Genomic DNA, 25,893 nt, shown 5'->3' with positions numbered 1-25,893 from the left:
GGGGTCGTCAGCTAACTTCGCCAGCGTGAGCAAGCCGCCTCTGCGACCGCACCAGCTCGTACTGGGCATCGGCGTCGCGTTCGCGGCGATTACCGCTGCCTCGGGCATTGCGGCAGCCGTCTTCGGATTCCACGAAGACACCGATGCTGCGCATCGCGAGGTGTTCGGCAACGTCCCGGGCGGGGTCAAGTTCGCGTTCTACGCGCTGACCTGCGTGCTGATCATCTACGGGGCGTGGAACTTCGCCCAGCGCACGCGCAACTGGCAGCGGGGCGCGCCTGACCGGCGCTCCACCACCGCCGCCAACGCCCGCCGGCGGCTGCACGACTACCGCGGCGGTGTGCTCATGCAGACGCTGCTGCGCGATCCGGCCGCGGGCGTGATGCACGCGTTGCTCTATTACGGCTTCCTGGTGCTGCTGGCCGTCACCACCACGCTGGAGATCAACCACCAGCTGCCCACGGCGGCCAAGTTTCTCGTCGGTCCCACCTACCAGGGCTTCAGCTTCGTCGGCGATCTGGCCGGGGTGATCTTCCTCGCCGGCGCAGTATGGGCGATCGCGCGGCGCTACGTCGCCCGCCCGTATCGCATCCGGATCAAGTCGCGGCCTGAGCACATGATCATCCTGGTCGTGCTGGCCGCGCTCGGCGCAACGGGGTTCGTGGCCGAGGCCATGAGGATCGTCATCGATGAACGGCCGGCCTACGAGCAGTGGTCGTTCATCGGCTACCCGCTGTCGGCCGCGTTCGACGGCCTCACCAACATCCGCGGCTGGCACCAGGCGCTGTGGATCGCCCATGTGGGCTGCTTCTTCGCATTCTTGGTGATGCTGCCCATCACCATGCTGCGGCACATGTTCACCTCGCCGCTCAATATGTACCTGCGCGACCGCGAGCGGCCCAAGGGCGCCATGCGGATGGTGCCCGACCTGATGGAGGCCGAAGACATCGAGACCATCGGCGTGTCGGTGGTGAGCGAGTTCACGTGGAAGCAGCTGCTCGACACCGATGCCTGCACCATGTGCGGCCGCTGCACCGCGGTGTGCCCGGCTCACGCCACGGGCAAGCCGCTCGACCCCCGCGAGATCGTGCTGAAAACCGGCGAGATCATGGCGGCCACCGGCGAGCACGGCCAGGTGACACCGCCGATCGGCACCGACGCCGAGATCACCGTGGCGGCCGACTCTGTCTTTGAGCGGATCACTCATGATGAACTCTGGGCGTGCACGACCTGCAAGGCGTGCGATGAGAACTGCCCGGTGAACATCGAGATCCTGGACAAGATCCTCGACATGCGGCGGTACTTGACGCTGATGGAGAGCGAGTTCCCCGCAGAGCTGGGCGGCGCCTTCCGCGGCATGGAGAACAACGCCAATCCGTGGAACCTCAACAACGGCGAGCGGGCCGACTGGGCCGACGGCCTCGACGTCGAGGTGGTCGACGCCGATGACCCGTTCGATCACGAGTACCTCTACTGGGTGGGCTGTGCCGGGTCGTTCGACGACAAGAACCGCCGGGTCTCGGTGGCCACAGCGAAGCTGCTGCGGCGCGCCGGTGTCGACTTCGCCATCCTGGGCCCGGGCGAGAACTGCACCGGCGACAGCGCGCGCCGCTCGGGCAACGAGTACCTGTTCCAGATGCTCGCCGCAGAGAACATCGCTGCGCTCAATGGCATGGGCGTCCGCAAGATCATCACCCAGTGCCCCCACTGCTTCAACACGCTGCGCAACGAGTACCCGCAATACGGCGGGAACTGGGAGGTCATCCACCACGCGCAGTTCTTGGAGCAACTCGTGGCCGACGGGCGCCTGGATCTGTCAGAAGCTCGGCTCGACGAGCGGGTCGTCTACCACGACTCGTGCTACCTGGGCCGCCACAACGACGTTTACCTGGCACCGCGCAATGTCATCGGCAGTCTCGGCGGCGTGGAGATCGTGGAGGCTCCCCGCAACGGCACCAAGGGCATGTGCTGCGGGGCCGGCGGCGCGCGCATGTGGATGGAGGAAACGCTCGGCACCAAGGTGAACGACGAGCGCTCACGCGAGCTGCTCGACACCGGCGCCGACCGCATCGCCACGGCGTGCCCGTTCTGCTTCATCATGATCGACGACGGCGTGAAGGGTCATGGGGTGGAGGACGACGAGGTCAAGGTGGCCGACATCTCCATCCACCTCATCGACGCCCTCGAAGCCGACGACGACTGACCGCTGGCACCTGCGCCCGTCCTGATCGCGGCTCGCTCAGCGGCTGTACTCGAAGACCACGTTGCCGGCTGCGGCGGCGGGGTCGGCTGGATCGATGTGCTGGTAGACCGCGATGCGCGCGGCGCCGCAGTCGCCGAACTCGTCGCAGGCGAGCGTGCCGGTGAGGCCGTCGTAGCCGTCGGTCGCTGAGAGGTGCTCTCGCAGTCTCGCCCGCTCGATGACCAGGACCCCGTCGTCAAGGTGTGACGTACGCTCGATGGCGTCGAGCATCAGCGTTGTGGCGTCGTACGCCTGAGGCCAGTACGAGCCGGCGGACACCTCGCCGATATCGACGACTAGACGGCTCAGCACGTCGGCCACACCCTGGCCGGTGGACTCGTTGACGTCGTCACCGTGACGGGCATCGCGGCCCGCGAGATAGAGACCAGCCGAACGTTGCTCGCTCAGGTACTCGTTGCCGAAGAAATCCGAGGTGATCACCGTCGCCGAAATCGTGCCGAGAGAATCAGTAGGGCGATGCTGCAGGACTTCGCTGGCCTCATCCGGGAACAGCGTGATGAGCACCGCCTCAGGTTCGCTCTCGACCACGGAATCCCACGTCGCGGCGTGGCTGGCAGCCTGGCGATGAATGCTCACCGACGCCGTGACGGTGCCGCCGCGCTCGTTGAAGGCATCGGCGAACGCTGTCGCGAGCCCTTCGGTGTACGGGTCGCCATCGTGAATTGCCGCCGCCCGGCGAAGGCCCAGTTCGAGGAACAAGAAATCTGCCACGGCTCTGCCGACATGCAGGTCGTTGTGAGCCGTGCGGTAGTAACCGACCTGGCGATGCTCGCCTGCGTTGCCGGCCAAGTCGGATGTCAGCCCGGGCGCGGTGTTCGACGGCGAGATCATCACCAGCCCCGCCTCGGTCAACAGCGGCGCAGCCGCGATGGCGGCAACTGAGCACTGTGTCCCGATCACGCCGACCACCGCCTGGGTTCGCAGCACGGCGCGGGCTGCCCGCCGACCGCCCGCATCCGAGCACTCGCCGTCGAGCCCGGCGCCCACCTCCACGTCAAACTGCCCGTGCAGCGGGCCGTAGTCATGCACTGCCATGCGGACCGCGAGATACACCGGCGACTCAGCGTCCGGCGAACCGCCGAGCGCGCTGATCGCGCGAATCTGCACGGCCTCATCACCCGCCACTCGCACCTCGCTCAGCGGGCCGGCCGATCTGTCCTCGTCGGCCACTGCATCGGTGCCGTTCGAGCACGCTGCCGCCAGCACGACGGCCGCGACCAGACCGAGCGGTCGCGCGATGGCCACAGCGCGCTTCACAGCAGGCGACGGGAGCGGAAGTTCTCGTGGTAGCGGCTGGGCGTGGGGCCCCGCTGGCCCCGGTACTTGGATCCCAGCAGTTCGGCGCCGTAGGGGTGCTCGGCCGGCGTGGTCATCTCCATGAAGCTGATCTGGCAGATCTTCATGCTCGGGTACAGCGTGATCGGCAGGTTGGCCACGTTGGACAGCTCGAGGGTCAAGTAGCCGTCCCAGCCGGGATCCACGAATCCCGCAGTCGTGTGGATGAGCAAGCCGAGACGGCCCAACGACGACTTGCCCTCGATGCGCCCGACGAGGTCGTCGGGCACGGCGACCCGTTCGAGCGTCGAGCCCAAGGCGAACTCGCCGGGGTGCAGGATGAATGCGTCGCCTGCGGCAACCTCCACCTCCTCGGTCAGGTCGGTCTGATCCTCGACGACGTCGATGACCTGGCGCGTGTGGTTGCGGAAGACCCGAAAGGTGGCATCCAGCCGCAGGTCCACCGATGAGGGTTGCACGGCTGCATCACCCAAGGGCTCGATGACGATGCGGCCCTTCTCGAGCGCTTCATGGATGCTCCGGTCCGACAGGATCACCACACACCTCCTCTAGGCTCTGGCCTTCGCTTGCGGGTGTAGTTCAATGGCAGAACTTCAGCTTCCCAAGCTGATAACGGGGGTTCGATTCCCCTCACCCGCTCACCTCATCCCGCCAGCAGTGTCGCGAGCGCCCAGACCGCTGCGACAAGTCCCACAAGAGCGAGCGGCACCGCCCGCCGCGCCGGCGCTCGCACTGCTCTTCCGCCGTCACCGACCTGCCGCGGGCGCACCATGGCGGCCAGATTGCCCACGAACAACGCTCCGCCCAGCGCCAACACCAGGTACGGGATGAGGTCGTCGCCGAGGAACATCGTTCCGTCGTTGGCCGCGGACATCAACATGACGCTCAGTTCTCGTGCGCCATGTCGGCGAACAGCGTGTACTGCGGCATGAACGCCAGGCGTGCGGTGCCGGTCGGCCCATTGCGGTGCTTCGCGACGATGATCTCCGCCATGCCTCGATCGGCGGTGTCCTCGTTGTAGATCTCGTCGCGGTAGATGAACATGACAATGTCCGCGTCCTGCTCGATGGAACCCGATTCGCGCAGATCCGACAGCATGGGTCGCTTGTCGCCGCGGGACTCGAGATTCCGGCTCAACTGCGAGAGCGCCACGATCGGCGTCTCCAGCTCGCGGGCCAGGATCTTGAGCCCGCGTGAAATCTCTGCGATCTCCACTTGGCGATTCTCGGCGTTCGCGCGGCCGCTCATGAGCTGCAGGTAGTCGACCACGATAAGCCCCAGGCTGCCCAGCCGGCTGCGCAGTCGCCGGGCCTTGGCGCGGATCTCGGTGACGGTGACGTTCGGGTTGTCGTCGATCCACATCGGCGCGTCGCCCAAGCGACCCACGCTGCGCGTGATGTTGTTCCACTCGTCCGCGCGCAGCTGACCCGTCCGCACCCGGGTGGCATCGACCCGCGCATCGGAGGCCAGCAGCCGGCCGGTCAGCTCCGCATGGTTCATCTCCAGCGAGAAGAGCAGCACGGGCTGCTGCAAGTCGAGGGCCACGCTGGAGGCCATCGTCAGCGCCAGCGACGTCTTGCCCATCGCGGGCCGTGCGCCCACGACGACCAGCGACGACGGCTGGATCCCCGCCAGGATGCGGTCGAGCGAGGCGAAGCCGGTCGCCAGACCGGAGAACGCATCGCCCCGTTCGTACAGCTCTTCCAGCCGGTCCAAGCTCTCGTCGAGCAGGTCGTGCAGGGACTGGGTGGAGTCGACGATGCGGCGCTCGGCCACGCTGAACACCAGGGATTCCGCCTGGTCGATGGCCGCCGCGGTGTCGTCGGGGCGGCTGTGCGCCAGCTCGGAGATCTCCGATGAGACAGCGATCAAGCGGCGCAGCAGCGCCGTGTCTTCCACGATGCGCGCATAGCGGTCGACGTGGGTCAGCGTCGGCGTGGCTGCTTCGAGGGCCAGCAGGCGCTCGGGGCCGCCGGCAGCGGCGAGATTCCCGGATCGCTCGAGCTGATCGGCGACCGTCAGGCAGTCGACGGGCTCGGAGGAGACATAGAGCGACTCGATCGCCTCGAACACGAGGCCGTTCGCCGGCACATAGAAGTGATCGGCAGCGAGACGCTCGACGGCGGCGCCGATGGCATCGTTCGAGAGCAGCATGGCCCCGAGCACCGATTCCTCAGCATCGACGTTCTGCGGTGGCACCCGACCGCCGGCCCGGCGCGCGACGTCGGTCGGCAGCTCGGCGAGACTCATCGCCGCATACCTTGCCGCGCCGGCCCTGCGAGGTACATGAGGACTACGCGGGGATTTGGCGTGGAAATCGCGCCCTTCGCGTGTGGAAAACGTTCCCGTTGTCCACACGCCGCGTCGCTCAATGTGATCACAATGCGAGTGTGAACGAGGGGTGTGACACGCAACCCGCCGTAGCCAGGCTCGCGCCCGTCCCCATGGTGCCGACTAGCTCAGCGCGACAACCTCGACGCTGAAGGTGAAAGCCACGTCGGGATGCAGCTGCGCCGAGACCTCGTGCGTGCCGATGGTCCGGATCGGCGCCTCGATCGTCAGCTTGCGCCGATCGACGTCGGCACCGGTCCGGGCGGTCACCGCCGCAGCAATCTCCGCTGTCGTGACTGATCCGTAGAGGTGCGAACCCGAACCCGCCCGCGCAGCGATCGTGACACCGTCCGCGACCAGTTCCTTGGCAACGCGTTCAGCGGTATCGCGCTCGCGCAGATCACGGGCGGCGCGCGCCCGGGACATCGCCGCCGCCTGGCTGACGGTGCCCTCCGTTGCTCGCAGGGCCAAGCCGCGCGGTATCAGGTGATTCCGGGCGAACCCGTCCGCGACGTCGATCACGGATCCAGCGGTGCCGACACCGTCGACGTCGCTGCGCAGCACGACCTTCATGCCTGTTCTCCCGCGACCGCCGCAGGCGCTTCGACAACGACCTCGTCGAGATGCTCGTCGATCCCGTCGTCGTGGTGTTCCCGCTCGTCGCCGGGCGGGCCGTCTGCTCGATCAGCGGGTGGGCGGCGGTCGTCGCCCGGCCGCTGGCCGCGCCGCTTGTCGCCACGACGCTGCGTCATCGGACGGCGCGCATATTCGATCAAGGCCATCTCGCGGGCAGTCTTGATCGCGCGAGCCACCTCGCGCTGCTGCTGGCGATTGTTGCCCGAGACGCGCTGGGCCCGGATCTTGGCTCGCTCGGAGACAAATGACCTGAGCAGCTCGACATCCTTGTAGTCGACGTAGGACACCCCAGCCGTGGTGAGCGGGCTGACCTTGCGCCGGCGAGGACGGCTTCGCAGGTCTTTTGCGCGTGCTCGACCGGTTCGCTTGCGTGGTGGCATTAGAAGGGTTCCTCCTCAGGTGACTGCTGCGGTGCGCTGTCGCCGGTCTCCCAGCCGCCCCCGCCGCGGCGCTCGCGGGATCCGCCCGCATCGCCGGCTGGCCCTCTCGGGATTCGGGTGATCTCGGCGGTCGCCCAGCGCAGCGATGGCGCAATCTCGTCGGCGACGATCTCCACAACGCTGCGCTGATCGCCGTCCGGCGTTTCCCAGCTGCGCTGCTCGAGCCGACCGGTCACGACGACGCGGTTGCCCTTGGCCAGCGATTCGCTGACGTTCTCGGCCAGTTCGGCCCAGCACACGACGTTGAAGAAGCTGACTTGCTCCTCCCAGTCGTTGGTCTGGCGGTTCATCCACCGCCGGTTGACGGCAACGCCGAGCACTGCCCGAGCGCGGCCGGTCTGGGTGAATCGAAGTTCGGGATCGCGGGTGAGATTGCCCACCACGGTGATGGTGTTGTCAGCCATGACGCCTCCGCTTAGTGGCTGTTGGTCGACCCCTCGTCGAGCAATCCGCGCCGTTGCGCTTCATCGTCGGGGAGTCGGATGAGCTTGTGACGGACGACGTCGTCCGCGATCCGCAGGTACCGCTCGACTGGGTCCATCGCTCCGGGCTCGGCCCGCAATTCGATCACCGAGTAGTACCCGCGTGCCTTGTGGTTGATCTCGTACGCAAAATCGCGCAATCCCCAGAAATCGAACGAGGCGACCTCGCCGATCTCCGAGATGCGGCCTTGGACCTCGTCCATGGCCTTGCGGGCTTCAGCGTTCTCCAGGTCACCGTCGCAGATGACCATCAGCTCGTACGCGCGCAATTGGGGGCGACCTCCTGTGGACCCGCCGGGGCGGGGCCCCGTGCGGGGCAGGGATGTGCTGTTGCACCGGCCATGCGAACCCGGCCCCAATGAGCAGGTTTGCGGCAAGCGTCACAGACGCCTGTGGCCGAACGGGTACGTGAATACCCGCGGTGCGCCCGCAACGCTAGGCCCAGCGCTCGTCGATCGCACCCCGATTTTCTGTCGCGCCGTCGCGAACCGGTGTCATGAGGGCGGATAGTGCAGCGAGTCCAGCACCGCCGTGAACAGTTCGCTCGCCAGCGACGCTGTGTCGATCTGGGCTGGGTCGGTCCCGGTCGGCGCCAGTGTCGAGGTCACCCGCACCGCGGCGGTGTAGTGGGTCGTCCATCCGGCGAACCACGTGTCGCCGGTTCCGGTCGAGACCCCGGCGCGAGTGAGCGCCGGCACGCCGGAGGGAAGCGTGAGCGTATGCATGCCAGCGCGCAGTTCGGCGATGGACGCCGCCTCGGGGACCGGGGTGCGATGCATCGGCCATCGGTCCGTGTCGCGGTCTGGCAACGATCGCGTCGGCGGCCGGTCGGCCGCCTCGAGCACGATCCGCGAGGTGCGTTTCTCCCCGCCGGCAGCGACAACGCTGAACGCGGCTGCGACCTGCGCCGCATCCGCAGCATGGGGGACGACGCCATCGGGGACGGCGTTTTCGGCACTGTCGCCTGTGACCCACGGCAGCAGGGTGCTTGCCGCTGGACCGAGCAGATCGCCGAGTGGCCGTGGCTGCAACCCGGACTCGGCATGCTCGCCGTTCGCTGCCGGTGCGCCGGTGGCACTGACCAGCACGCGCACATCGCCGCTGCGGTCCAGCACCGCGACTTCGGCACCCGTGGCGGGGTTGGCTGTGCTGCCGAGCTGGGAGCGGACGGCCTGCACTGCGGCGCTCTGGGCCGGCACGTCCAGGCTGGTCGTGACCTGCAGGCCGCCGGTGACCACTCGATGAATGCCGTAGCGCTCGACCAGCTCGACGTACGCCTGCCCCACGGCGGGCGTGAGGCCGATGTCAGCGATGAGCATCCGCACGAACCCGCCCGCTGCGGCGTCAAGGGCGCCGCCGTCCACGACGTCAGCACCAGCGGCGTCGACACCGAGAGCGACCGCAGGGCGAACACCAGCGGGAACCGGTTGGGATCGCCCCGTTGCCAACTCGTCGGAGGTGAGCAAGCCGTGCTCGTACATGGTCACGAGCACCCGGTCTCGGCCTTCCCGGGCCGTCCGGAACCGGTCGTCGGCAGGACCCGATGCGGTGTCGACGCCGCCGGGAGCGTCGACAAGCGACGCGAGATACGCCGCTTGGGTCACGGTGAGGTCGGACGCCGGCACGCCGTACCAGGCGGCGGCGGCGGCGTGAACTCCATAGGCGCCACGACCCAGGTACACGATGTTCGCGAAGCGCTCGAGGATCTCCGGGCGGCTGAGCTGACGCCCCAGCCGCAGCTCGGCCAACAGCAGGCGGGCTTCGCTGAGCAATCCGTCGTCGATGTTGTGAACGGTGCCGAGATACCTGCGCATGATCCCGTCGCGCGCCGCATCCGGCTGCCCCCACAGGTGCCGCAACGCCGCTGAATACGTGCCGGCGTTGACGCCGTCGCGCTCCAGGAAACTCGGGTCCAGCACCGCAACCATGGCGTCGACGAGAGCCGGCGCCATGTCCTCAAGGCCCAGCGACGCGTGCGGGACGCTCGGGCCGATCTCAGCGATCGGGGTCCCGTAGCGGTCATACAGCACGCTCGGCGCCACCGACACGTGCTGCGGCGGCGAGGGGAGGCTGTCGAACAGCCGGCTTCCGGCACCTACCGCAACCGCCGACGCCAGAGCAAGCCACAGGAGCCATCGAGCCCAGCGCTGGCGAGCGGGCATCCGGTCCAAACTACTTCAACTCCGGTGCTGCGAACCGGCGGGCCGCTCGGGCCTCGGTTTCGCCTATCGGCTCAGCCTCTCCGGCCGATTTGTACGCTCGATTCAGTGGGACCACGCCCAGAGGGATCGACCCCGGCCCGCGGGCTCCGGCCCGGCACGCCAGTGCTGAGCGACGATGACCGGCGAGAGCTCGGCAAGCGAATCGGGCTGCTCGCCGAGGCATTCGCCGATGCGGGACATCGGTTCTTTCTCGTCGGCGGGCTCGTTCGCGATGCGCTGCTCGGCCAAGGTCTGACCGGCGACATCGACATCACGACTGACGCCCGGCCGGACCAGATCGCAGGGCTCGTGACCGGTTGGGCCGAGACCGTCTGGGATCAGGGGAAACGCTTCGGCACCATCGGGGCACGCCGAGGCGACACCACGGTGGAGATCACCACCCATCGAGCCGAGTCCTACGACAGCGGCTCTCGCAAGCCGCACGTGCGCTATTCCGACGATGTCGCGATCGATCTGAGCCGGCGCGACTTCACCGTCAATGCCATGGCCGTCGAGCTTCCCGGCTGGGCACTGCTCGATCCATTCGGCGGCTTGACAGACCTGACGAACGGCGTGCTGCGCACGCCATCGGCGCCGGAGAGCCTGTTCGCCGACGACCCCTTGCGCATGCTGCGAGCCGCTCGATTCAGCGCGCAGCTCTCGCTCACTGCGACGCCCGAGCTGGTCGCCGCGGTGCGCAGTTCACGCCCCCGGCTGTCCATCGTGTCGCGCGAACGCATCGAAGCTGAGCTCACCAAGCTGCTCGAGCTGCCTCAACCCTGCGCCGGCATCGATTTCCTGCATGACACAGGCCTGCTGGGAGATCTCCTGCCGCCATGGCAGAACGCCGAGACCCCAGTGCCGGCTGCCGGGCTGGATGCAGCACTGGACGCCGCCAGCGGTCTCGACGAGCTGGTCACCCTGCGTTGGGCCATCCTGCTGGGACCTGTCTGCGACGAGACGGCCGCCGCGCGCTGCCTGTCTGCGCTGCGCTGCCGCAGCGCTACGACCCGTGGCGCCGCCGCGATTCTCCGGGCTGTCCGGGCACTGGATGCGGCTGTTGCTGACACCGGAACATCGGGCGACATCGGCCCCGACGCCTGGCGAAAGCTCGCCCGGAGACTGATCGCCGATCACGAACCCGCGCTGGATGCTGCCCACGCCGTCCTTGCTGCTTGGGGCCGAGCGGTCCGCGAGCCGCTCGCGTCGTTGCTGGCCGACGTTCGAGCAGACGAGGGCGACGGCCTTCGGCGATTGCCGGTGGACGGCCATCGCGTCATGGAGCTGCTCGGGCGATCGGGTCCGGCAGTCGGCGAAGCCCTGTCATGGCTGCGCAGCCAGCAGATCGAATATGGCCCGCTGAGTGCCGAGCGGGCGCGCGACCTGCTCGTGGCGTGGGCCGCAGCCAAGAGCGACACCCCTCCGGAGGAAGGGGGGCCGGGGGCATTTGAGCCCGCGCACTAGCGTGAGCCGCGTGGCGCTCCAGCCCTACATCGCACCCGAGCCCGCGCCGGCCGTTCCCGGCTCGGTCGACTACCGGCTCAAGCGCCGCCGACTGCTTGCAGATGTGGAAGCAGGTGTGGTGTCACGCGCCGAGGCATGCGATGCCCACCCCGACCTGCTGCGAGCCGCTCGCAACGCCGCCCCGCCGCTCGGCCGGCGCTGCCCGCTGTGTCCTGAGGGCGATCTGCGCATCGTCGGCTACGTCTTCGGCCCTCGCATGGGCAGCGGCGGCAAGTGCGTGCTCTCGGATGCAGAACTCCAGCGCGTCGCCCGTCGCAACGGCAACTTCATGGCCTACGAGCTCGAGGTGTGTCCTGAGTGCGGCTGGAATCACCTGATCCGGAAATACCCGCTCAGCGCCAGCTGAGCGGCTGAGCCCCGGTGGGAGCACTGGGAGTTTCTGGCATCCTCTTGGCTGTTCGGCACGGGCGGGGACCGACCCGTGCTCGGAAGACAGGTGACGATGAAGTTTGAGCTTGGCGACCGTGTGATCTACCCGCACCACGGTGCAGCGGAGATCATGGCCCGGGAGCAGCGAAACGAGTTCGGCGAATCCCGCGAGTACTTGGTGCTCAAGACCGCGCACGGCGATTTGACCGTGAAGGTCCCCGCCGACATGGTCGATGAAGTCGGCATGCGGCCGCCGATCGACACCGACGACGTCGAAGACCTCTTCGAGCTGCTCGCGAAGAAAGACGTCCGCGAACCGGCCAACTGGAGCCGCCGCTTCAAGAACCACCAGGAGAAGCTGAAGTCCGGCGACATCTACCAAGTCGCCGAGGTCGTCCGGAATCTCGCGCTGCGTGAGAACGCCAAGGGTCTGTCGGCCGGCGAGAAATCGATGCTGGAGAAGTCCCGGCAGATTCTCGTCTCGGAGCTGTCCATCAGCATGGACGTCACCGAGGACGAGGCCCGCCACCAGGTGGAATTGCGGCTCGCCGGCTGAGATGCGCCGACAGCAGGGCGCCGCGGCGGCAGCAGCCGGCATCGGCGCCTCTCGCCTGTCGGGGCTTGCACGCACGGCGCTCGTCACCAACGTCCTGGGGATCGGCACCATCGGCGACGCCTTCGCCGCGGCGATGCGCATCCCGAATTTTCTCCAGAACCTGCTCGGCGAAGGCGCGCTGTCGGGAGCATTCGTACCCGCGTACAGCTCGCTGACCGAGCGCGACGAACGTGCGGCAGGTCGACTTGCCGGTGCCATCGCCACGTTCCTGGTCGCGGTCACCGCGGCGGCGGCGCTGACCAGCATCTTTGCGGCGCGGCCCCTGGTGCGGCTCATTGCGTGGGGCTTCGTGGGCGAGCGCTTCGAGCTCACAGTCACGCTCGTGCGCATCACGGTGTGCGGCACGGCGGTGGCCGTGCTGAGCGCATGGTGCCTGGGAGTGCTCAACAGCCACCGACGCTTCTTCCTCTCCTATGTGGCGCCGGTGGTGTGGAACGCCACCCAGATCGCCGTTCTCGTCGGCGTGCTCGCATGGGGGGTCGCGGGAGCTGACCGGGCCACGGCATTGGCCTGGGGTGTGACCGCAGGCGCAGTGGCACAGGTAGTGGTGCAGCTGCGGGGCGTCTGGCGGGCGGACCCGCAGATCGCCCTGAACTTCCGGTGGCGAGAGCCGAATGCCGCAGGGGTCATCAAGCGATTCGGGCCAGCGGTGGCCGGTCGTGGGGTGCTGCAGATCTCCGCCTTCCTGGATCTCGCGCTGGCCTCACTGCTCAGCGTGGGAGCGGCGGCGGCCATGGCCGCTGCGCAGACGCTGTACCTGCTGCCGTTGAGCCTGATCGGCACCAGCATCGCCGCCGCTGAGCTGACCGAGCTGAGTCGCACCCAGGACCCTGCCACGATCGCTGAGCGCACCTCTGGGCGCCTGTGCGGGACGGTCTTCGCCGTGTCCGGCGTGGTGGCGATCTACTTCGCTGCGGGCGGCCCGATCACCGATTCGGTCTTCAATCTCGCCGGGCTGCGCACTGCCATCGCAGATGACGACATCACGCTGATCGCGCTGGTGCTCGGCGCCTATTCGATCGGATTGGTCCCGCTGGTGGCATCGAGGCTGTGCCAGAACGTCCTGTTCGCGGCGCGCGACACACGCACGGCTGCCACTATCGCAGCGATCCGGCTGGCTGTCTCATTGGTGGTGGGCGCCATGCTGATGCTGCCGCTGGACCGGGTGCTGGTCGTGGAAGGCGCTCTCACCGGATTCGGCGACATCGATTTGTTCTCGCTGGAGTCCACGTGGTCGCTGCTGGACTCAGCGATCCGCTCAGACCCCGCACTGCCGGCTCGCCTCGGCGCCGTGGGGCTGGCGCTCGGCGCAGCCCTGGGTGCATGGGTCGAACTGGGCTTGCTGCGTCGAGCGGTGCTGCAGCGTCGCCCAGTGAGAGCCAGCATGCCGCGGCAGGCCGATTGGCCGGACCAGCGGCTGTTCGGCGGCGCGCTCGGCCGTCACCTGGTTCCGGCCGCAGTGGCGTTCGTCGTCGGCCTGCCCGTCACCCTGGTGCTGGCGCCGCTGCCTTCCGTGCTGCGAGCAGCGCTCGCCGGGCTCATCATGGCGGGACTGCACCTCGGCTGCGGACTGGCGCTCCGGCTGCCCGCAGCCCGAGCACTAACTTCGCAACTGTCGCACATCGCACTGCGCCGCACGCAACCCTCACACGGCGCTGCGCACAGCGACGCACTCGCCCCCGAGGATCAGCCCCCAGCCGACGACAACGAAGGAGGCCTGGCGCAATGACAGCACAAGCCCCAGTGCACATCATCACCGACAGTTCCTGCGATCTCAGCGAAGACGACACCGCACACCTCGGCATCTCGGTCGTCCCGCTGGAGATCCGGTTCGGCATGCAGTCGTTCACCGACCGCGTCGAGCTGAGCACGGCCGACTTCTGGAAACGATGCCGGACGAGCGACGAGCTTCCGTCCACCGCAGCACCCTCCCCCGGCGCCTTCGCCGAGGCATACCAGCGCGCAGCAGATGCCGGCGCGAGCGAAGTCGTGGTGATCACGCTGAGCGGAGATCTCTCGGCCACGATCGAAGCAGCGCAACAGGCGGCATCGCAGCCTCCCGATGGACTCACGTGCCATGTGGTCGACAGTCGAACGGTCAGCGCCGGCCTCGGGCTGCTGGTCATCGAGGCCGCGGAACTCGCTGCTGCGGGTGCCGATGGAACTCGCATCGCCGATTCGGTGCGAGCGGCCGCACAGCGAGTCCGCGTCCACGCCGCGCTGGACACGCTGGAGAACCTTCGCAAGGGCGGTCGCATCGGAGCTGCGCAATCGCTGCTCGGTTCCGTCCTGTCGATCAAGCCGCTGATCACGGTCACCGATGGCCGCGTCGAGCCGGCAGGCAAGCAGCGAACGCGCTCCCGCGCGCTCGCGCACCTTGTCGACCTGGTGTCCGCAGAGGGTCCGAACATCGCCGAGATCGCAGTGATGCATGCGGACTGTGACGATGTCGACGAATTCGTGGCGCGGATCGCACCGCTCACCGACAGCGAGCCCAGGGTGATGCTGATCGGTCCCGTGGTCGGAGCGCACGCGGGTGTGGGCACCATCGGCGTGGTCTTCGTCACTCAGGAGTGACCGACACCGACTCGAACGAACGATACGAGCGGCGCGAGCTGCTGCAGCCGGGCGCAGTCGAGACGTGGTCCGGCCTCGATCGCACGCTCAATCGGCCCGTCACCATCCGCCGGGCGGCGGCGGACAGCGAGATCGGTCAACGCCTGCGTCTGCAGGCCAAGGCGCTGGCCCGGGTGGAACACCACGGTCTGCTGCACATCCTCGACACGTACGACGACGCGGATCACTTTGCGATCGTCACCGAGCAACTGCCCACGAGGATGCTTGCTGACGATCTCGCGTCGTCGGGTGGGGACACCAGGCGCCTCGCCGCAACGGAGGCAATTCGCATCGTCATCGCGGTGACCGAAGCACTGGCCGTTCTGCACAGCGCAGGTTTCGCTCACGGCGGCGTCGACGCCGACTACATCGGGTGGCGCCCCGAGGTGGGATGGGTCATTCTCAACGGACCGCCGACCGACGACGCGGTCACCATTCCCGCGACGCGGCGCGCTGATCTGGCATCGGTTGCCGTGCTCGCGCACCGGCTCATTGCCGGAGCGGCACCCCAGCGTCGACCCGACGGCACCTGGGAACTCGATCCGGTGGTGCCCGATGTCGTGGCACCGGTGCTGACGAGGGCCATCAGTGCCTCGGATCCGTGGCCCGATGTCCCGTCGATGCTGCTCGCGCTGCGCTCGGTTGTGGACGAGCTGCCGGCGAACAACGGCACGAGCGCCGATCGCAGGTCGGTGTGGCAGGCCGAGCGGCACTGGCTGGCACCCGTCGGCGTGCTGGTGGCCGCGGCCGCGACGCTGGTCGGCGTAGCGGTGATCATCGAGCGACCGCCTGCGCCGGCCAGCGACACATCACCGCCCCCGGCGATCACGGTCCCCGTAGCCGCCACGCAGCCGATCATCACGGTGGCCCCGCGCGCCACCGTGACCGCTGCGCCGCAGACAACCCTGCCGGCCCTGCCGGTGCCGACGACGACCGAGGTCCGGCGCACATCGATCCCGCTGGAGTCCATTACCGACTTCGACCCCGCCGGCGACGACCGGATCGAGCATCCCGAACGCCTGATCTTCATCAACGACGGCGACCCGACGACGGGCTGGAGCACGGCGCGCTACCGCACCCGTGACTTCGGCGGGCTCAAGGACGGTGTGGGGCTCATTGTCGTGCTGGCAGGCGACGAGCCGCACCGCGTCGAGCGCGTGGTGATCGATTCGGTGACCGTGGGGTGGTCCTTCGAGCTGTACGCATCACGGGAGCGCAATCGCACGCTGATCGACTGGGGGAGCCCGGTGGCGAACGCGCAGGACATCACCGGCTCGACAGCGTTGGATGTGCCCGCTGCCGATGCCGCTGCATTGCTCGTGTGGATTACCGATCTCGGCGACGAGTTGCCCAACGGCGGCCACCGGGTAACCGTTTCCCGGATCGAAGTCGCCACCACGATCAGCGCGCCGCAAGCACCACCCGGCACCGACGCCGTGACGCCCTAGAGACGAGGCTGTGACGCTCGTAGGCTTCCGCCGATGATCTCGAAGCGCGCCAAGGACTCGGACGAGGCAACTGACGACAGCATCGACGCAGCCGTCGCACGCTTCGCCGATGCGGTCGAGGCCGTACGCGCACGCACCAGCGGACCGCTGATCACGGCCGCTCGGGCACTGGTGTACGGCTTGGTGATCGCCACCGCGGCCATCGGTGCGGTGGTGCTGGTGGCCATCGCAGCCGTCAGGGCGCTCGACATCGCTGTACCGGGCGAGGTGTGGTCTGCGCATCTGATTGCCGGCGCCATATTCGGCGGCGCCGGAGCGTGGGCGTGGTCCAGGCGGAGACCTCGTGCGACGAGGGAAGCATGAGCGGCGACGGCGGCGCCGACGCCGAACCGCGCGACGTCATCATCGTCGGCAGCGGTCCGGCCGGTCTCACCGCTGCCATCTACACCGCACGAGCAAACCTGCAGCCGCTGGTCATCGAGGGCGAGCCGTCCTCTACCAGCGACCAGCCGGGCGGACAGCTCATGCTGACCACCGATGTCGAGAACTATCCCGGATTCCCCGACGGTGTGCTGGGACCTGATCTGATGGTCAGCTTCCGGGCCCAGGCAGAGCGGTTCGGCGCAGAATTCCTCACGGCGAAGGCCACCAGAGTGGATTTTAGCGAACGACCGTTCTCAGTGTGGGTCGGCGATGCGTGCTACCGCAGCCGCACGGTGATCGTGTCCACCGGGGCGCAGAGCCTGCTGCTTGAGCTGCCCAACGAAGAACGCCTCATCGGTCACGGAGTCTCCACCTGTGCCACCTGTGACGGCTTCTTCTTCCGGGGTCAAGAGATTGCGGTGGTGGGAGGCGGCGACAGCGCTCTCGAAGAGGCCACGTTCCTGACCCGTTTCGCGTCCAAGGTGTACGTGGTGCATCGGCGCGACGAGCTGCGCGCTTCAAAGATCATGCAAGACCGGGCTTTCGCCAACGAGCGAATCGAGTTCTTGTGGAACCGGCAGGTGGTGGAGATACTGGGTGACGAACGTCTCGAGGGTGTCACGGTCGAGGACACGCTGACCGGAGAGCGTTCAGCGCTCGACATCACGGGCCTGTTCATCGCCATCGGGCATCGGCCGAACACCGAGCTGTTCGCGGACTGGCTCGACCGCAAGCCCAACGGCTATCTCGTGACCGAAGCCGGCAGTGCTCGTACGAACATCGAGGGCGTCTTCGCCTGCGGTGACGTGCAGGACGACTTCTACCGTCAGGCAGTGACGGCCGCCGGCTCGGGCTGCCAAGCCGCTATCGACGCCGAGCGCTGGCTTGAGGCCCAAGGTCACTGAGCACCGTCGGGCGAGACCGCAGCGGTAGCCTCGCCGCAACCGCGAGATGAGGAGCCAGCGATGGCCGAAGGCATATCCACCTTGGACGACAGCACGTTCGACGAGACCGTCGGAAGTGCTGACAGCCCTGTGCTGGTGGATTTCTGGGCCGAATGGTGCGGACCGTGCAAGATGATCGCCCCTATTCTCGAGGAGATCGCCTCCGAGCACGACAGCATTCGCATCGCAAAGGTCAACGTCGACGAGAGTCCCGACTTGGCTATGCGCTACCAGGTGATGAGCATTCCCACGCTCATCATGTTCCGCGATGGCGAACCGGCTAAGCGCTTGGTAGGCGCCAAGCCGAAGAGCGCCCTGCTGGCGGAGATCGGCGAGTTCCTCTGATCCGACCATTCGGCGTCGGCGCGGCAGGTCCGCACGTTCGAGACCTGCAGCACCGGCTGACCGCGACTGGTCACTGGCGCGGCCCGATCACCGGCATCTTCGACTCAGCGACGGCCGAGTCGGTCAAGGCATTCCAGGCTCAGCGCTCGATCGATGTCGACGGCATCTGCGGCCTCGAGACATGGTCGTTGCTGATCGAGGCGGGACAGCGGCTCGGAGACCGTTTTCTGTATCTGCGGACTCCACACCTGCGAGGTGATGACGTCGCCGAGGTACAGCGGATGCTCAGCACGCTGGGCTTTTCTGTCGGGCGCATCGACGGGATCTGGGGTCCGCTGACGGCTGCGGCGCTTGCCGACTTTCAGACGAACATGAGTCTCGGCGGCGACGGCGTTTGCGGTGGTCAGACCCTGCAGACGCTGCAGCGCCTGGTGCGGCCCCTGGGCGACGCGTCGGTCGTGGCCCACATCACTGAACGCCAGCGTTTGGAATCAGCCGGCGGCCAGCTGGCCGGAAGGCGTATCGCCGTGGGCGAAGCCGGTGGTCTCGAGCCCGTGACGGCATCGGTGCGGCGCGAGATCGGGCGCAACGGAGCTGAAGTGCTGACCGTCCACCATCCCGATTGGTCGACCCAGGCCGCGCAGGTCAACCGGTTCGGCGCAGCCGTCTACATCGGCTTCGAGGTCAAGCCCGCGGCACCCTCGATCAGCTATTTCCAAGGCCGTCACTTCGTGAGCCGCGCTGGTCAGAAGCTCGCTGCCGACATCGCCGACAGACTCGAACCAATGTTCGGATCCATTCCGACGAACGGCATGGGGCTTCCGATGCTGCGTGAGAGTGCCATGCCCGCCGTGCTGTGCAGATTCGAGCGCATTGACGCTCTGCTCGAACGCAACCGGGAGGTCGCTGACATCGTCGCCCGGTCGACCCGCGATCTCCTCGCTGATCTGCCAGCCGCCTGAACCGCACTGGCCGTCAACGCTGCTCGTCCCCAAGTTGTCCACAGTTCGTGGACAACAAGTTCAGATTGAGGCTGCTCTTCTCGGTTCTGGCGCTCGTCCGTTCCGCAATCTGAGCACTGCCGCGATGGGCCCTCAACCTTCAAGAGGCACTGAAAGGTTGTCGCTCAGCGCCTCGTAGAGCCTCCTGAGATCGTCCATGTCGGCGAATCTGATGACAATGTGCCCGCCACGGCGGCCGAGCTGCACCTCGACAGACGTGGCCAGGGCGGCGGCGAGTGCAGATTCGACTTCCAGCGCTGCCGCCGGCCGGTCGGACTCGACAGCCGGGGTCTTGGTGGCTTGTTCGCTCACCGGATCCGGCGGCGATTCGCGTTCGGGAGGGGCGCTGAGGGCCCGAACAGCATTCTCGACGGTGCGAACCGACCAGCCTTCATCGACGGCACGCTCGGCCAGCAGTTCGAGCTCGACGGGGTCATCGCAGCCGAGCAATGCACGAGCGTGGCCTGCCGAGAGCTCGCCGTCCACCAGGTAGCGATGCACCGTCGCCGGCAACGACAGGAGTCGAAGCGAGTTAGTGACCGCCGCTCGGCTGCGGCCCATGCGACGTCCCAGCTCGTCGTGGGTGACGCCGAAATCATCGATGAGCTGGCGATAGGCGGCCGCCTCGTCCAAGGGATTGAGATCCGTTCGGTGGACGTTCTCAATGAGCGCCTGGGTGAGACTGGACTCATCGTCGGCGGCTCGTACGACCACCGGAATGGTGTCCAGGCCGGCGGTCCGCGCCGCGCGCCAGCGGCGCTCGCCAGCAATGATCTCGAACTGCCCGACGATGCCTGTCTCGCGTACGACGATCGGCTGCAGCACCCCGATCTGGCGGATCGAATCGGCAAGGGCATCCAAAGCCGCTGTGTCGAAGTGTCGCCGGGGCTGCAGCGGATTGACCTCGACGGCCGACAGGGGCACTTCGCGGTACGCCGACTGGCCTGTGGGGATCAGTGCGCCGAGTCCCCGTCCGAGTCCTCGCTGAGCCTTCATAGTGTCTCCCGCTCCTGTTCCCACTCTCGATTCGAGACGGGCTCATGGATCTCTCGGGCAAGTTCCTGGTAGGCGACGGCGCCCCGGCTGTTCGGCGCATACACCGTCACCGGCTGACCCACGCTCGGAGCTTCGGACAGGCGCACCGCCCGCGGGATGACCACCCGGCACACACGATCACCGAAGTGCTGCCGTACATCAGCGACCACCTCGGCCGCGAGCCGGGTTCGAGCGTCGTACATGACCATGACGATGGCGCTGATGACGAGTGCGGGATTCAGACCCTCGCGCACCATCTCGACGTTGTGCAACAACTGGCCGAGGCCCTCGAGTGCGTAGTACTCGCATTGGACCGGCACCAAGATCTCCACAGCCGCACTCAAGGCGTTGACAGTCAGCAGTCCGAGCGACGGTGGGCAGTCAATGAAGATGTAGTCGTAGTCGTCAGCAATCGGAGCGAGGGCGTGCCGGAGTCTCAACTCGCGACTGAAGGCAGTGACGAGTTCGATTTCTGCACCAGACATTTCCAGACGGGCTGGTGCAACGGCAAAATGCTCGATTCCGGTTGACCGGATGCAGTCGGTGATGTCGGCGGAGCCCAGCAGCACCTGGTACATCGAAATGTCGAAGGCTCGGGGGTCGATGCCCGCACCAGTTGCAGCGTTGCCCTGCGGGTCCATGTCCACGAGCAGCGTCTTCTGGCCGAGATCAGCAAGCGCAGCACACAGATTGACGGCCGTCGTAGTCTTGCCGACACCGCCTTTCTGGTTCGTCACCGCAATGATCCGACCCACGCGGCCTCCGTTCACTGGCGCTTGGAGATCAGCCAAGTGCGGCTCAGCGTACGCCGTTGTCTGTGCGGGCGAGGTCCGCCCCCGGCGATGTTTCACGTGAAACAGGCCGGAGGCTGAGCCGTGAGGCGAAGCCGTGGCCCGAGCGGCCCGTGAGCGCAGCGAACAAGAGCGGGACACAGTACGGGCGACCGCATGAAGGCTCACCTACACATGCATCCGTCAAGATACGGTGGCTCGCATCATGGCGACAGCGGATGACGGTCTGCTCACCGTGCTCGGCCGCAGCCAGCGTCAGGGGTTTCTGGGCCCGGGCAACCTCCTGACGCATGTCACGCATGCGCGTGCACACGAGGCTGTGGCCCAACCGATGACCGGCCAGCGCTGGTGCGATCTCGGCAGCGGTGGGGGAGTGCCGGGACTGGTCATGGCACTCGGGCGACCCGACGTCGAGTTTGTGCTGCTGGACCGGTCCCAGCGGCGGGTCAGCTTCCTCGACACCGCTGTCCGGGAGCTCAAACTCGCTGGTCACGTCGCTGTTGCGCTCGGTGATGCCGCCGAGCTCGCGCGCCGTCCTGAGCACCGCTACGCCTACGACGGGGTCGTCAGCCGGGCGTTCGGTCCCCCAGCTGCCGTTGCTGAGTGCAGCGCCGGTCTGCTCCAACTCGGCGGCCGGCTTGTCGTCAGCGAACCTCCCGGAAGCGACGAGACGCGCTGGCCAGCAGAGCCCCTTGCCCGGCTCGGCATGCGTTTTGTCCACAGAACCGGTCCTGCCCCTGTATTTGCCGTGCTGGAACGCCGTGCGACACCAGACACGGCATACCCGCGAACGTGGAAACAGATCCGGAAGCGCCCGCTCTTCTGACCGGTGCGTGGACTATTCGCTGTCGCTCGGATCGGGTGCGTCAGCGGGACTGGACGGCACCAGCACTACACGCCGGCGTGGTTCATCGCCGACGGAGATGGTGTCGACACCCTCGATTTCGTTGACGGTGTCGTGCACGACCTTCCGATCTGCGGCGTTCATCGGCTCCAGCCCGCGTTCGGTGCCGCGCTCCAGCACAGCTCCAGCGAGCTCGCGAACATACGCCTCGAGGGCTTCACGGCGACGCTGTCGGTAGCCGCCCACGTCCACCCGCACCCGCGCGCGGCGTACGCCGGGCAGCCGGCGCTGCAGCATGGTCTTCGCGACCTCCTGAAGTGCGACCACATGGCGGCCGCGAGGACCGATGAGCAACCCGAGTGCCTCGTTCTCGCCCTCAAGATTGACCTCGAAGCTGTCGTCGTCCGCTGCAACAGAAACTGCCTTGGCCTCGATGCCGAAGGCGCCAACCAGGCCATCCAGAAACTCCTGCACCATGGTCTGCTGTTCTGCTGTTGATGTCTCGCCTGTCATCTTCATCACCTCTGATCGGGCACGCATGGGTTGTGGGCCCGCCGCACATCGGACGGAAGCTGTCCACGGGAACTGCTGTCGGATTGCTTGCACGACGTGAGCAGCGGCCAGCCTACGGGTCTGCGACCGCGGAACCCCTGAGAGGGGAGACGTTCATATTGACGGGACGCAGCGTTCAGGGTCGGGACGATTCGCACCGACGCTCGTCGGCATAGAACTGGGCGCAGTACTCCCGGAATTTCATGATCTCGCCGTCCGTGTGCACGAGCCGGGGGCGTGGCACGTAGTGCTTGTGACTCCAGATCACCACATCCTGCTTGACCTCACCGATCTGCAGATCCGCTATGAACTTGTTCACGATGGGCGCCCGTATCCGTGTCGGCAGGAAGCTCAAGCCGATGATCGGTCGCTTGGGTTCGTGCAGCGTGCGCATTCTCGACACGATGGACATGTCGATCAGCGTGCCGTCGACAGGCGCCGCCAATACCCACAGCCGAGCATCGAGGCCGATGGAATGCTCCTGGAACTCGACGAAGGAGTAGCCCAGCCCCACCACGTGGGCAATCGCCGAGACATCCAAGGTCAGCTTGGCGAACTTGGCGATCTTCCGGGTCGTCGAGAAGCTGAACCGGCTCTCGAGTTGCGGTCCATCGACCGATACCGGCGCGTCGTTGGTGACGTTGTGGTAACCGTGGATGCAGCTCAGGTGCGCAATATCCACCGAATTCTCGCTGGTCTCCTGCGGATGCCCGGCGAAGCGAATCGTCCGGATCTGGAGATCGGTCCAGTCGTCTTCAGTCTGCGGAACATCGGGCAAGTGCCACTGCGAGGGCCTGCCTCCGAGCCCCCACCAGCCGAAGATGAGACCTTCGATCTCACGCACCTCGACGAGGTCCAGCTTCGCAGAACGGGCGGGCGCGCCGGACGGTGTGGCCACGCACTGCCCGCTGGTCTCGAACTCAAACCCGTGAAAGGGACACACGAGCCTCCCACCGACGACTCTCGCCCCGGCCTCAGGTCCCAGCTCGGAGCCCAAGTGGGGGCACACCGATTTCGCGACGCATATCTGACCGGCCGGATCAGACCAGATGACGATCTCTTCGCCCATCCAGGTTCGCTGCATCAACCCCGCCTTGCGGACAGCGTCGCGCGTCGCAATGAAGAACCAGCCTTCCGGGAATGGCGGAAGCGAACTAACGTTCGTTTCCGGCTGCGGTCTGGCATTCATCGAATCGCGCTCTCCATGCAAGCCGATGCCGGCAGGCTAGGCCGGTTGACTGGAACCATCTGCAAGCTCGGGTGCTGCGCCCCATACCCGCAAGTATCCGTACACTTGAGACGATCTTCCCGAACGCTGGCCTGACCACTGTGCGCCGCGTGACCAGGAGCGTCTCTTGACTATTGCATCACCAGCATCGCCGAAGGTCGCAGCGGCGCAGCCGCTCGACCTGACCGAGGAACTCATCCTGGTGCTGCTCAGCGAAGAGAGCGGGTACTTCCACCAAGTTCCCGGTTGGCACTTGAACTGCGCGATGGCTGGTGCAGCGCTGGCCGAGCTCTCGCTGCGGGCACGCATAGACACCGACATGGAGTCGCTGATCCTGCTGGACCCCACGCCAACCGGCAAGCCGATCTTGGATCTCGCGCTCCAGCAGATTTCCAACGAACCCAATCAGCACAACGCTCAGTACTGGGTCGAGCGCCTCGCGCCTCGCGCCGAGATGATGATCGACTTGGCGTTGGAGCAGCTGGTCAGGCTCGGGATCCTCGAGCATCACGACGGCGAATTCTGGAGCTTGACCGCAGCGGCCCGGCACAGCGACTTCTTTGCCGGCGACGATGACGACACAGCCGTCCAATTCATCAAGACGCGCATTGGCAGGTCGATCCTGCTGGGCGAGATTCCCAGCCCGAGAGACGTCATCATCATCGGTCTCGCACACACGTGCGACGTCCTGCGCTTCATCTTCGAACTCGACGACGAAGCGGAAGAGCGGGTGCAGCTCATCTGCCAGATGGACTTGATCGGCAGAGCCATCGCCGATGCCGTCGCGCACAACTTGGTCGCATCGCTGCTCCGAAGCTCCGCCCTGACGAAGTCGATACCCAAGCTGCCGCTGAACAAGCTGCTGCTCAATCGCCATTTCCTTCGGGGGAACATTCCTGCCGTCTATGCCCAATTGACGGAAGAATTCGGTCCGGTCTTCAGGCTCAAGCCCTTATTCTCCAAACGAGAAATCACCTTTTTGGCAGGGCCTCGTGTCAATCGCTGGGTTCACCGTCAAGGTCGTATGCATCTCAGGTCGAGCGACTATCTCCGGGGTCTCGAGACTGCATATCACGCCTCCGGATTGCTGCCTGCACTGGACGGTGCAGACCACTTCCGCATGCGCAAAGCGCTGCGCGCGGGTTACGGACGTGCAAGATTCGAGCAGCAGCTCGAGATGGTGTATCAGCACGCCCGAACCCACATGAGCAATTGGAAAGTCGGGGACACATTTGGAGCCGTATCCATGTGTCGTGGCTTCTCCGGCGCTCAAGTCACACCGTTCCTTGCGAGCATTGAAGCAGACGATGTCATCGACGATCTCATCGCCTACAAGTCCCGTGTGCTCATGACCCAGGTCGTCAATGTTTTGCCGAATTTCATGCTCCATACGCCACGTATGAAGCGCAAAAAGCAGGTCGTCGACGTTTTGTACGATCGTGTTCTGGAATCCCACACGGCCGCGCAGAGAGCCGGCTGCCCTCGCGATCTTGCTGACGACGTACTGAGCCTGCACAGCAGCGATCCGATTTTCGTACCCGAGTCAAATCTCAGCTTCACCTTCTCAGCACCGGTACTGGCGGGGATGTATGCGGGAGACGAGCTCAGCTTCATCTTGCATGCGATGGTGTCTCAGCCGGCGCTCTATGAACGCATCCAAGCAGAAGCTGACGCGTTGTTTGGTGATGGCGACCCGTTGCCGGACAACTTGAATTCTGCCGAGTCCGACGTCACACGACGATTCATCATGGAGTGCTTGCGGCTGTGGCCCACCGTGCCGATGTCAATCCGCACAGTGATGAACGCATGTGTCATCGAAGACTACGAATTGCCGGTCGGCTCCAAGGTGTTCATTGCCACGACGGCACCGCACTACATGAGCGAAGTTTTCCCGGATCCATTCACTTTTGACATCGATCGATACTTGCCTTCACGCGGCGAGCACCGAACTCCGGGTTATGCGCCTTTCGGCCTCGGCACACATAGCTGCCTGGGTTCTCACATGGTCGAGCTGCAGATGCTGCTGAGCGTATTGATGCTCGCGCATTACTTCACCTTTGAGATCTCGCCGTCGAAGTACAAGCTGAAGATCAGCCCGTTTCCATCAATGTCGCCCAACAAGCGGCTGAAGCTCAAGATCACCGAGCAGAGGCACGCGCTGAGGGCGTGAGCGGTCCCGGGTCAGCGGGAGCCTGATCGGGGACGGCGGCGAGATGACCGGCCGCCGCGACTGCGGTTCTGAGTGCCGGTCCGGCCGTGCTGCTGCGCTTGGCGCTGTCTGCCTCCGGAGCGGCGGCGAGACCGGCGGCGATCACGCCGCTGATCGCCCACTCGCGGCGGCGGGCCTGTCGGGCGAACGCGAATGCGGACACGAGCTGGGTGACGTCGGAGCCCCCAGCGTGACCGCGCGGGTTCGGCCAAAACCTCGACGTCCACGTCCTCCGCCGCGACCGACAGCGCATCCAGCGCTCGATCACGAGCCTCGGCAACGGAGGCGCCCGTCATCAC

Annotated in this window: 27 protein-coding genes and 1 tRNA gene; 14 read left to right on the top strand and 14 right to left on the bottom strand. The window is 66.5% G+C overall.

The features are described 5' to 3' along the window. The first annotated feature begins 25 nt into the window (after window positions 1–25). Window positions 26–2,203 carry a heterodisulfide reductase-related iron-sulfur binding cluster gene (locus tag ACOGXE_RS08760; RefSeq protein ID WP_419930555.1) on the top strand — a complete coding sequence of 726 codons (2,178 nt, stop codon included), beginning with the start codon at window positions 26–28 and terminating at the stop codon, window positions 2,201–2,203. Window positions 2,204–2,239: 36 nt separating this feature from the next. Here the strand turns inward: ACOGXE_RS08760 and ACOGXE_RS08755 are convergent, their stop codons facing one another. Together ACOGXE_RS08755 and dcd are read right to left on the bottom strand one after the other, a co-directional pair. Next, a complete protein-coding gene (locus ACOGXE_RS08755) occupies window positions 2,240–3,520 on the bottom strand; it encodes a branched-chain amino acid ABC transporter substrate-binding protein (protein WP_419930554.1) in 1,281 nt (426 codons plus the stop codon). Next, window positions 3,517–4,095: a dCTP deaminase gene (gene dcd, locus ACOGXE_RS08750; protein WP_419933500.1), complete on the bottom strand. Its 579-nt coding sequence runs from the start codon at window positions 4,093–4,095 to the stop codon at window positions 3,517–3,519. Before dcd ends, ACOGXE_RS08755 begins: the two co-directional genes overlap by 4 nt. Before the next feature lie 32 nt (window positions 4,096–4,127). Here dcd and ACOGXE_RS08745 point away from each other — a divergent pair. Further along, window positions 4,128–4,198, top strand: a tRNA-Gly gene (locus tag ACOGXE_RS08745). Window positions 4,199–4,202: 4 nt separating this feature from the next. On the opposite strand, the gene ACOGXE_RS08740 is transcribed toward ACOGXE_RS08745, so the two are convergent. The 7 genes from ACOGXE_RS08740 to ACOGXE_RS08710 form a co-directional block, all read right to left on the bottom strand. Further along, entirely contained in the window at window positions 4,203–4,433 is a 231-nt protein-coding gene (locus ACOGXE_RS08740; protein WP_419930553.1) for a hypothetical protein, read from the bottom strand. Window positions 4,434–4,444: 11 nt separating this feature from the next. Beyond that, a complete protein-coding gene (gene dnaB / locus ACOGXE_RS08735) occupies window positions 4,445–5,917 on the bottom strand; it encodes a replicative DNA helicase (RefSeq protein ID WP_419930552.1) in 1,473 nt (490 codons plus the stop codon). 96 nt (window positions 5,918–6,013) lie between these two features. Further along, window positions 6,014–6,463 (bottom strand): 50S ribosomal protein L9, encoded by a 450-nt coding sequence (gene rplI / locus ACOGXE_RS08730; protein ID WP_419930551.1) that lies wholly within the window; start codon window positions 6,461–6,463, stop codon window positions 6,014–6,016. After that, window positions 6,460–6,906, bottom strand: a complete 447-nt coding sequence (rpsR, locus tag ACOGXE_RS08725; protein WP_419930550.1) for a 30S ribosomal protein S18 — start codon at window positions 6,904–6,906, stop codon at window positions 6,460–6,462. The genes rplI and rpsR overlap by 4 nt, the downstream gene beginning before the upstream one ends. After that, window positions 6,906–7,370 (bottom strand): single-stranded DNA-binding protein, encoded by a 465-nt coding sequence (ssb, locus tag ACOGXE_RS08720; RefSeq protein WP_419930549.1) that lies wholly within the window; start codon window positions 7,368–7,370, stop codon window positions 6,906–6,908. The genes rpsR and ssb overlap by 1 nt, the downstream gene beginning before the upstream one ends. An 11-nt stretch (window positions 7,371–7,381) precedes the next feature. Further along, window positions 7,382–7,717, bottom strand: a complete 336-nt coding sequence (gene rpsF / locus ACOGXE_RS08715) for a 30S ribosomal protein S6 (protein WP_419930548.1) — start codon at window positions 7,715–7,717, stop codon at window positions 7,382–7,384. A gap of 225 nt (window positions 7,718–7,942) precedes the next feature. Continuing rightward, entirely contained in the window at window positions 7,943–9,610 is a 1,668-nt protein-coding gene (locus ACOGXE_RS08710) for a transglycosylase domain-containing protein (protein ID WP_419930547.1), read from the bottom strand. 105 nt (window positions 9,611–9,715) lie between these two features. On the opposite strand from ACOGXE_RS08710, the gene ACOGXE_RS08705 reads away from it, so the two are divergent. From ACOGXE_RS08705 to ACOGXE_RS08660, 10 genes are all read left to right on the top strand, one after another. Continuing rightward, window positions 9,716–11,113 carry a CCA tRNA nucleotidyltransferase gene (locus ACOGXE_RS08705; protein WP_419930546.1) on the top strand — a complete coding sequence of 466 codons (1,398 nt, stop codon included), beginning with the start codon at window positions 9,716–9,718 and terminating at the stop codon, window positions 11,111–11,113. Between the two features lie 10 nt (window positions 11,114–11,123). Then, on the top strand, window positions 11,124–11,519 hold the full coding sequence (locus tag ACOGXE_RS08700; RefSeq protein ID WP_419930545.1) for a DUF5318 family protein: 396 nt from the start codon (window positions 11,124–11,126) through the stop codon (window positions 11,517–11,519). A 96-nt stretch (window positions 11,520–11,615) separates the two neighbouring features. Further along, on the top strand, window positions 11,616–12,098 hold the full coding sequence (locus ACOGXE_RS08695) for a CarD family transcriptional regulator (RefSeq protein ID WP_419930544.1): 483 nt from the start codon (window positions 11,616–11,618) through the stop codon (window positions 12,096–12,098). A 1-nt stretch (window position 12,099) separates the two neighbouring features. Beyond that, complete coding sequence (gene murJ / locus ACOGXE_RS08690) at window positions 12,100–13,887, top strand: murein biosynthesis integral membrane protein MurJ (protein WP_419930543.1); 1,788 nt, start codon at window positions 12,100–12,102, stop codon at window positions 13,885–13,887. Beyond that, the gene (locus ACOGXE_RS08685) at window positions 13,884–14,735 is read left to right on the top strand and encodes a DegV family protein (RefSeq protein ID WP_419930542.1); all 852 of its coding nucleotides are present in this window, start codon (window positions 13,884–13,886) and stop codon (window positions 14,733–14,735) included. Before murJ ends, ACOGXE_RS08685 begins: the two co-directional genes overlap by 4 nt. Beyond that, on the top strand, window positions 14,732–16,222 hold the full coding sequence (locus ACOGXE_RS08680; RefSeq protein WP_419930541.1) for a hypothetical protein: 1,491 nt from the start codon (window positions 14,732–14,734) through the stop codon (window positions 16,220–16,222). The genes ACOGXE_RS08685 and ACOGXE_RS08680 overlap by 4 nt, the downstream gene beginning before the upstream one ends. Window positions 16,223–16,255: 33 nt before the next feature. Beyond that, window positions 16,256–16,585, top strand: coding sequence for a hypothetical protein (locus tag ACOGXE_RS08675; protein WP_419930540.1), 330 nt, complete (start codon window positions 16,256–16,258; stop codon window positions 16,583–16,585). Continuing rightward, window positions 16,582–17,550: a thioredoxin-disulfide reductase gene (gene trxB, locus ACOGXE_RS08670; RefSeq protein WP_419930539.1), complete on the top strand. Its 969-nt coding sequence runs from the start codon at window positions 16,582–16,584 to the stop codon at window positions 17,548–17,550. Before ACOGXE_RS08675 ends, trxB begins: the two co-directional genes overlap by 4 nt. Window positions 17,551–17,610: 60 nt before the next feature. Beyond that, window positions 17,611–17,934, top strand: coding sequence for a thioredoxin (gene trxA / locus ACOGXE_RS08665; RefSeq protein WP_419930538.1), 324 nt, complete (start codon window positions 17,611–17,613; stop codon window positions 17,932–17,934). After that, window positions 17,931–18,896, top strand: a complete 966-nt coding sequence (locus ACOGXE_RS08660) for a peptidoglycan-binding protein (RefSeq protein WP_419933499.1) — start codon at window positions 17,931–17,933, stop codon at window positions 18,894–18,896. Before trxA ends, ACOGXE_RS08660 begins: the two co-directional genes overlap by 4 nt. Window positions 18,897–19,028: 132 nt before the next feature. Here ACOGXE_RS08660 and ACOGXE_RS08655 read toward each other — a convergent pair whose 3' ends face one another. After that, window positions 19,029–19,931 carry a ParB/RepB/Spo0J family partition protein gene (locus tag ACOGXE_RS08655; protein WP_419930537.1) on the bottom strand — a complete coding sequence of 301 codons (903 nt, stop codon included), beginning with the start codon at window positions 19,929–19,931 and terminating at the stop codon, window positions 19,029–19,031. After that, window positions 19,928–20,725 carry a ParA family protein gene (locus tag ACOGXE_RS08650; RefSeq protein WP_419933498.1) on the bottom strand — a complete coding sequence of 266 codons (798 nt, stop codon included), beginning with the start codon at window positions 20,723–20,725 and terminating at the stop codon, window positions 19,928–19,930. Before ACOGXE_RS08650 ends, ACOGXE_RS08655 begins: the two co-directional genes overlap by 4 nt. A 241-nt stretch (window positions 20,726–20,966) precedes the next feature. Here ACOGXE_RS08650 and ACOGXE_RS08645 point away from each other — a divergent pair, with 241 nt between their 5' ends. Then, window positions 20,967–21,587, top strand: coding sequence for a 16S rRNA (guanine(527)-N(7))-methyltransferase RsmG (locus ACOGXE_RS08645; protein WP_419930536.1), 621 nt, complete (start codon window positions 20,967–20,969; stop codon window positions 21,585–21,587). A 12-nt stretch (window positions 21,588–21,599) separates the two neighbouring features. Here the strand turns inward: ACOGXE_RS08645 and ACOGXE_RS08640 are convergent, their stop codons facing one another. Both ACOGXE_RS08640 and ACOGXE_RS08635 read right to left on the bottom strand, forming a co-directional pair. Next, entirely contained in the window at window positions 21,600–22,118 is a 519-nt protein-coding gene (locus ACOGXE_RS08640; protein WP_419930535.1) for a protein jag, read from the bottom strand. Window positions 22,119–22,293: 175 nt separating this feature from the next. Then, window positions 22,294–23,346 (bottom strand): Rieske 2Fe-2S domain-containing protein, encoded by a 1,053-nt coding sequence (locus ACOGXE_RS08635; protein ID WP_419930534.1) that lies wholly within the window; start codon window positions 23,344–23,346, stop codon window positions 22,294–22,296. A 166-nt stretch (window positions 23,347–23,512) separates the two neighbouring features. Between ACOGXE_RS08635 and ACOGXE_RS08630 the strand changes: the two genes are divergently transcribed. Continuing rightward, window positions 23,513–25,555 carry a cytochrome P450 gene (locus ACOGXE_RS08630; protein ID WP_419930533.1) on the top strand — a complete coding sequence of 681 codons (2,043 nt, stop codon included), beginning with the start codon at window positions 23,513–23,515 and terminating at the stop codon, window positions 25,553–25,555. Between the two features lie 11 nt (window positions 25,556–25,566). On the opposite strand, the gene ACOGXE_RS08625 is transcribed toward ACOGXE_RS08630, so the two are convergent. Continuing rightward, on the bottom strand, window positions 25,567–25,890 hold the full coding sequence (locus tag ACOGXE_RS08625) for a Jag N-terminal domain-containing protein (protein ID WP_419933497.1): 324 nt from the start codon (window positions 25,888–25,890) through the stop codon (window positions 25,567–25,569). Window positions 25,891–25,893 lie beyond the last annotated feature (3 nt).

The organism is Candidatus Poriferisodalis sp., from assembly GCF_965208555.1.
Classification (GTDB): domain Bacteria; phylum Actinomycetota; class Acidimicrobiia; order Acidimicrobiales; family Poriferisodalaceae; genus Poriferisodalis.
This window is presented reverse-complemented; position numbering and strand designations above follow the sequence as displayed.

Excerpts from the sequence above, each read along its gene's own strand:
- ACOGXE_RS08740 (WP_419930553.1), bottom strand. The coding sequence starts at position 4,433 with ATGTCCGCGGCCAACGACGGAACGATGTTCCTCGGCGACGACCTCATC.
- rplI (WP_419930551.1), bottom strand. The coding sequence starts at position 6,463 with ATGAAGGTCGTGCTGCGCAGCGACGTCGACGGTGTCGGCACCGCTGGA.
- rpsR (WP_419930550.1), bottom strand. The coding sequence starts at position 6,906 with ATGCCACCACGCAAGCGAACCGGTCGAGCACGCGCAAAAGACCTGCGA.
- ssb (WP_419930549.1), bottom strand. The coding sequence starts at position 7,370 with ATGGCTGACAACACCATCACCGTGGTGGGCAATCTCACCCGCGATCCC.
- ACOGXE_RS08710 (WP_419930547.1), bottom strand. The coding sequence starts at position 9,610 with ATGCCCGCTCGCCAGCGCTGGGCTCGATGGCTCCTGTGGCTTGCTCTG.
- ACOGXE_RS08695 (WP_419930544.1), top strand. The coding sequence starts at position 11,616 with ATGAAGTTTGAGCTTGGCGACCGTGTGATCTACCCGCACCACGGTGCA.
- murJ (WP_419930543.1), top strand. The coding sequence starts at position 12,100 with ATGCGCCGACAGCAGGGCGCCGCGGCGGCAGCAGCCGGCATCGGCGCC.
- ACOGXE_RS08685 (WP_419930542.1), top strand. The coding sequence starts at position 13,884 with ATGACAGCACAAGCCCCAGTGCACATCATCACCGACAGTTCCTGCGAT.
- ACOGXE_RS08675 (WP_419930540.1), top strand. The coding sequence starts at position 16,256 with ATGATCTCGAAGCGCGCCAAGGACTCGGACGAGGCAACTGACGACAGC.
- trxB (WP_419930539.1), top strand. The coding sequence starts at position 16,582 with ATGAGCGGCGACGGCGGCGCCGACGCCGAACCGCGCGACGTCATCATC.
- trxA (WP_419930538.1), top strand. The coding sequence starts at position 17,611 with ATGGCCGAAGGCATATCCACCTTGGACGACAGCACGTTCGACGAGACC.
- ACOGXE_RS08655 (WP_419930537.1), bottom strand. The coding sequence starts at position 19,931 with ATGAAGGCTCAGCGAGGACTCGGACGGGGACTCGGCGCACTGATCCCC.
- ACOGXE_RS08645 (WP_419930536.1), top strand. The coding sequence starts at position 20,967 with ATGGCGACAGCGGATGACGGTCTGCTCACCGTGCTCGGCCGCAGCCAG.
- ACOGXE_RS08640 (WP_419930535.1), bottom strand. The coding sequence starts at position 22,118 with ATGACAGGCGAGACATCAACAGCAGAACAGCAGACCATGGTGCAGGAG.
- ACOGXE_RS08635 (WP_419930534.1), bottom strand. The coding sequence starts at position 23,346 with ATGAATGCCAGACCGCAGCCGGAAACGAACGTTAGTTCGCTTCCGCCA.
- ACOGXE_RS08625 (WP_419933497.1), bottom strand. The coding sequence starts at position 25,890 with ATGACGGGCGCCTCCGTTGCCGAGGCTCGTGATCGAGCGCTGGATGCG.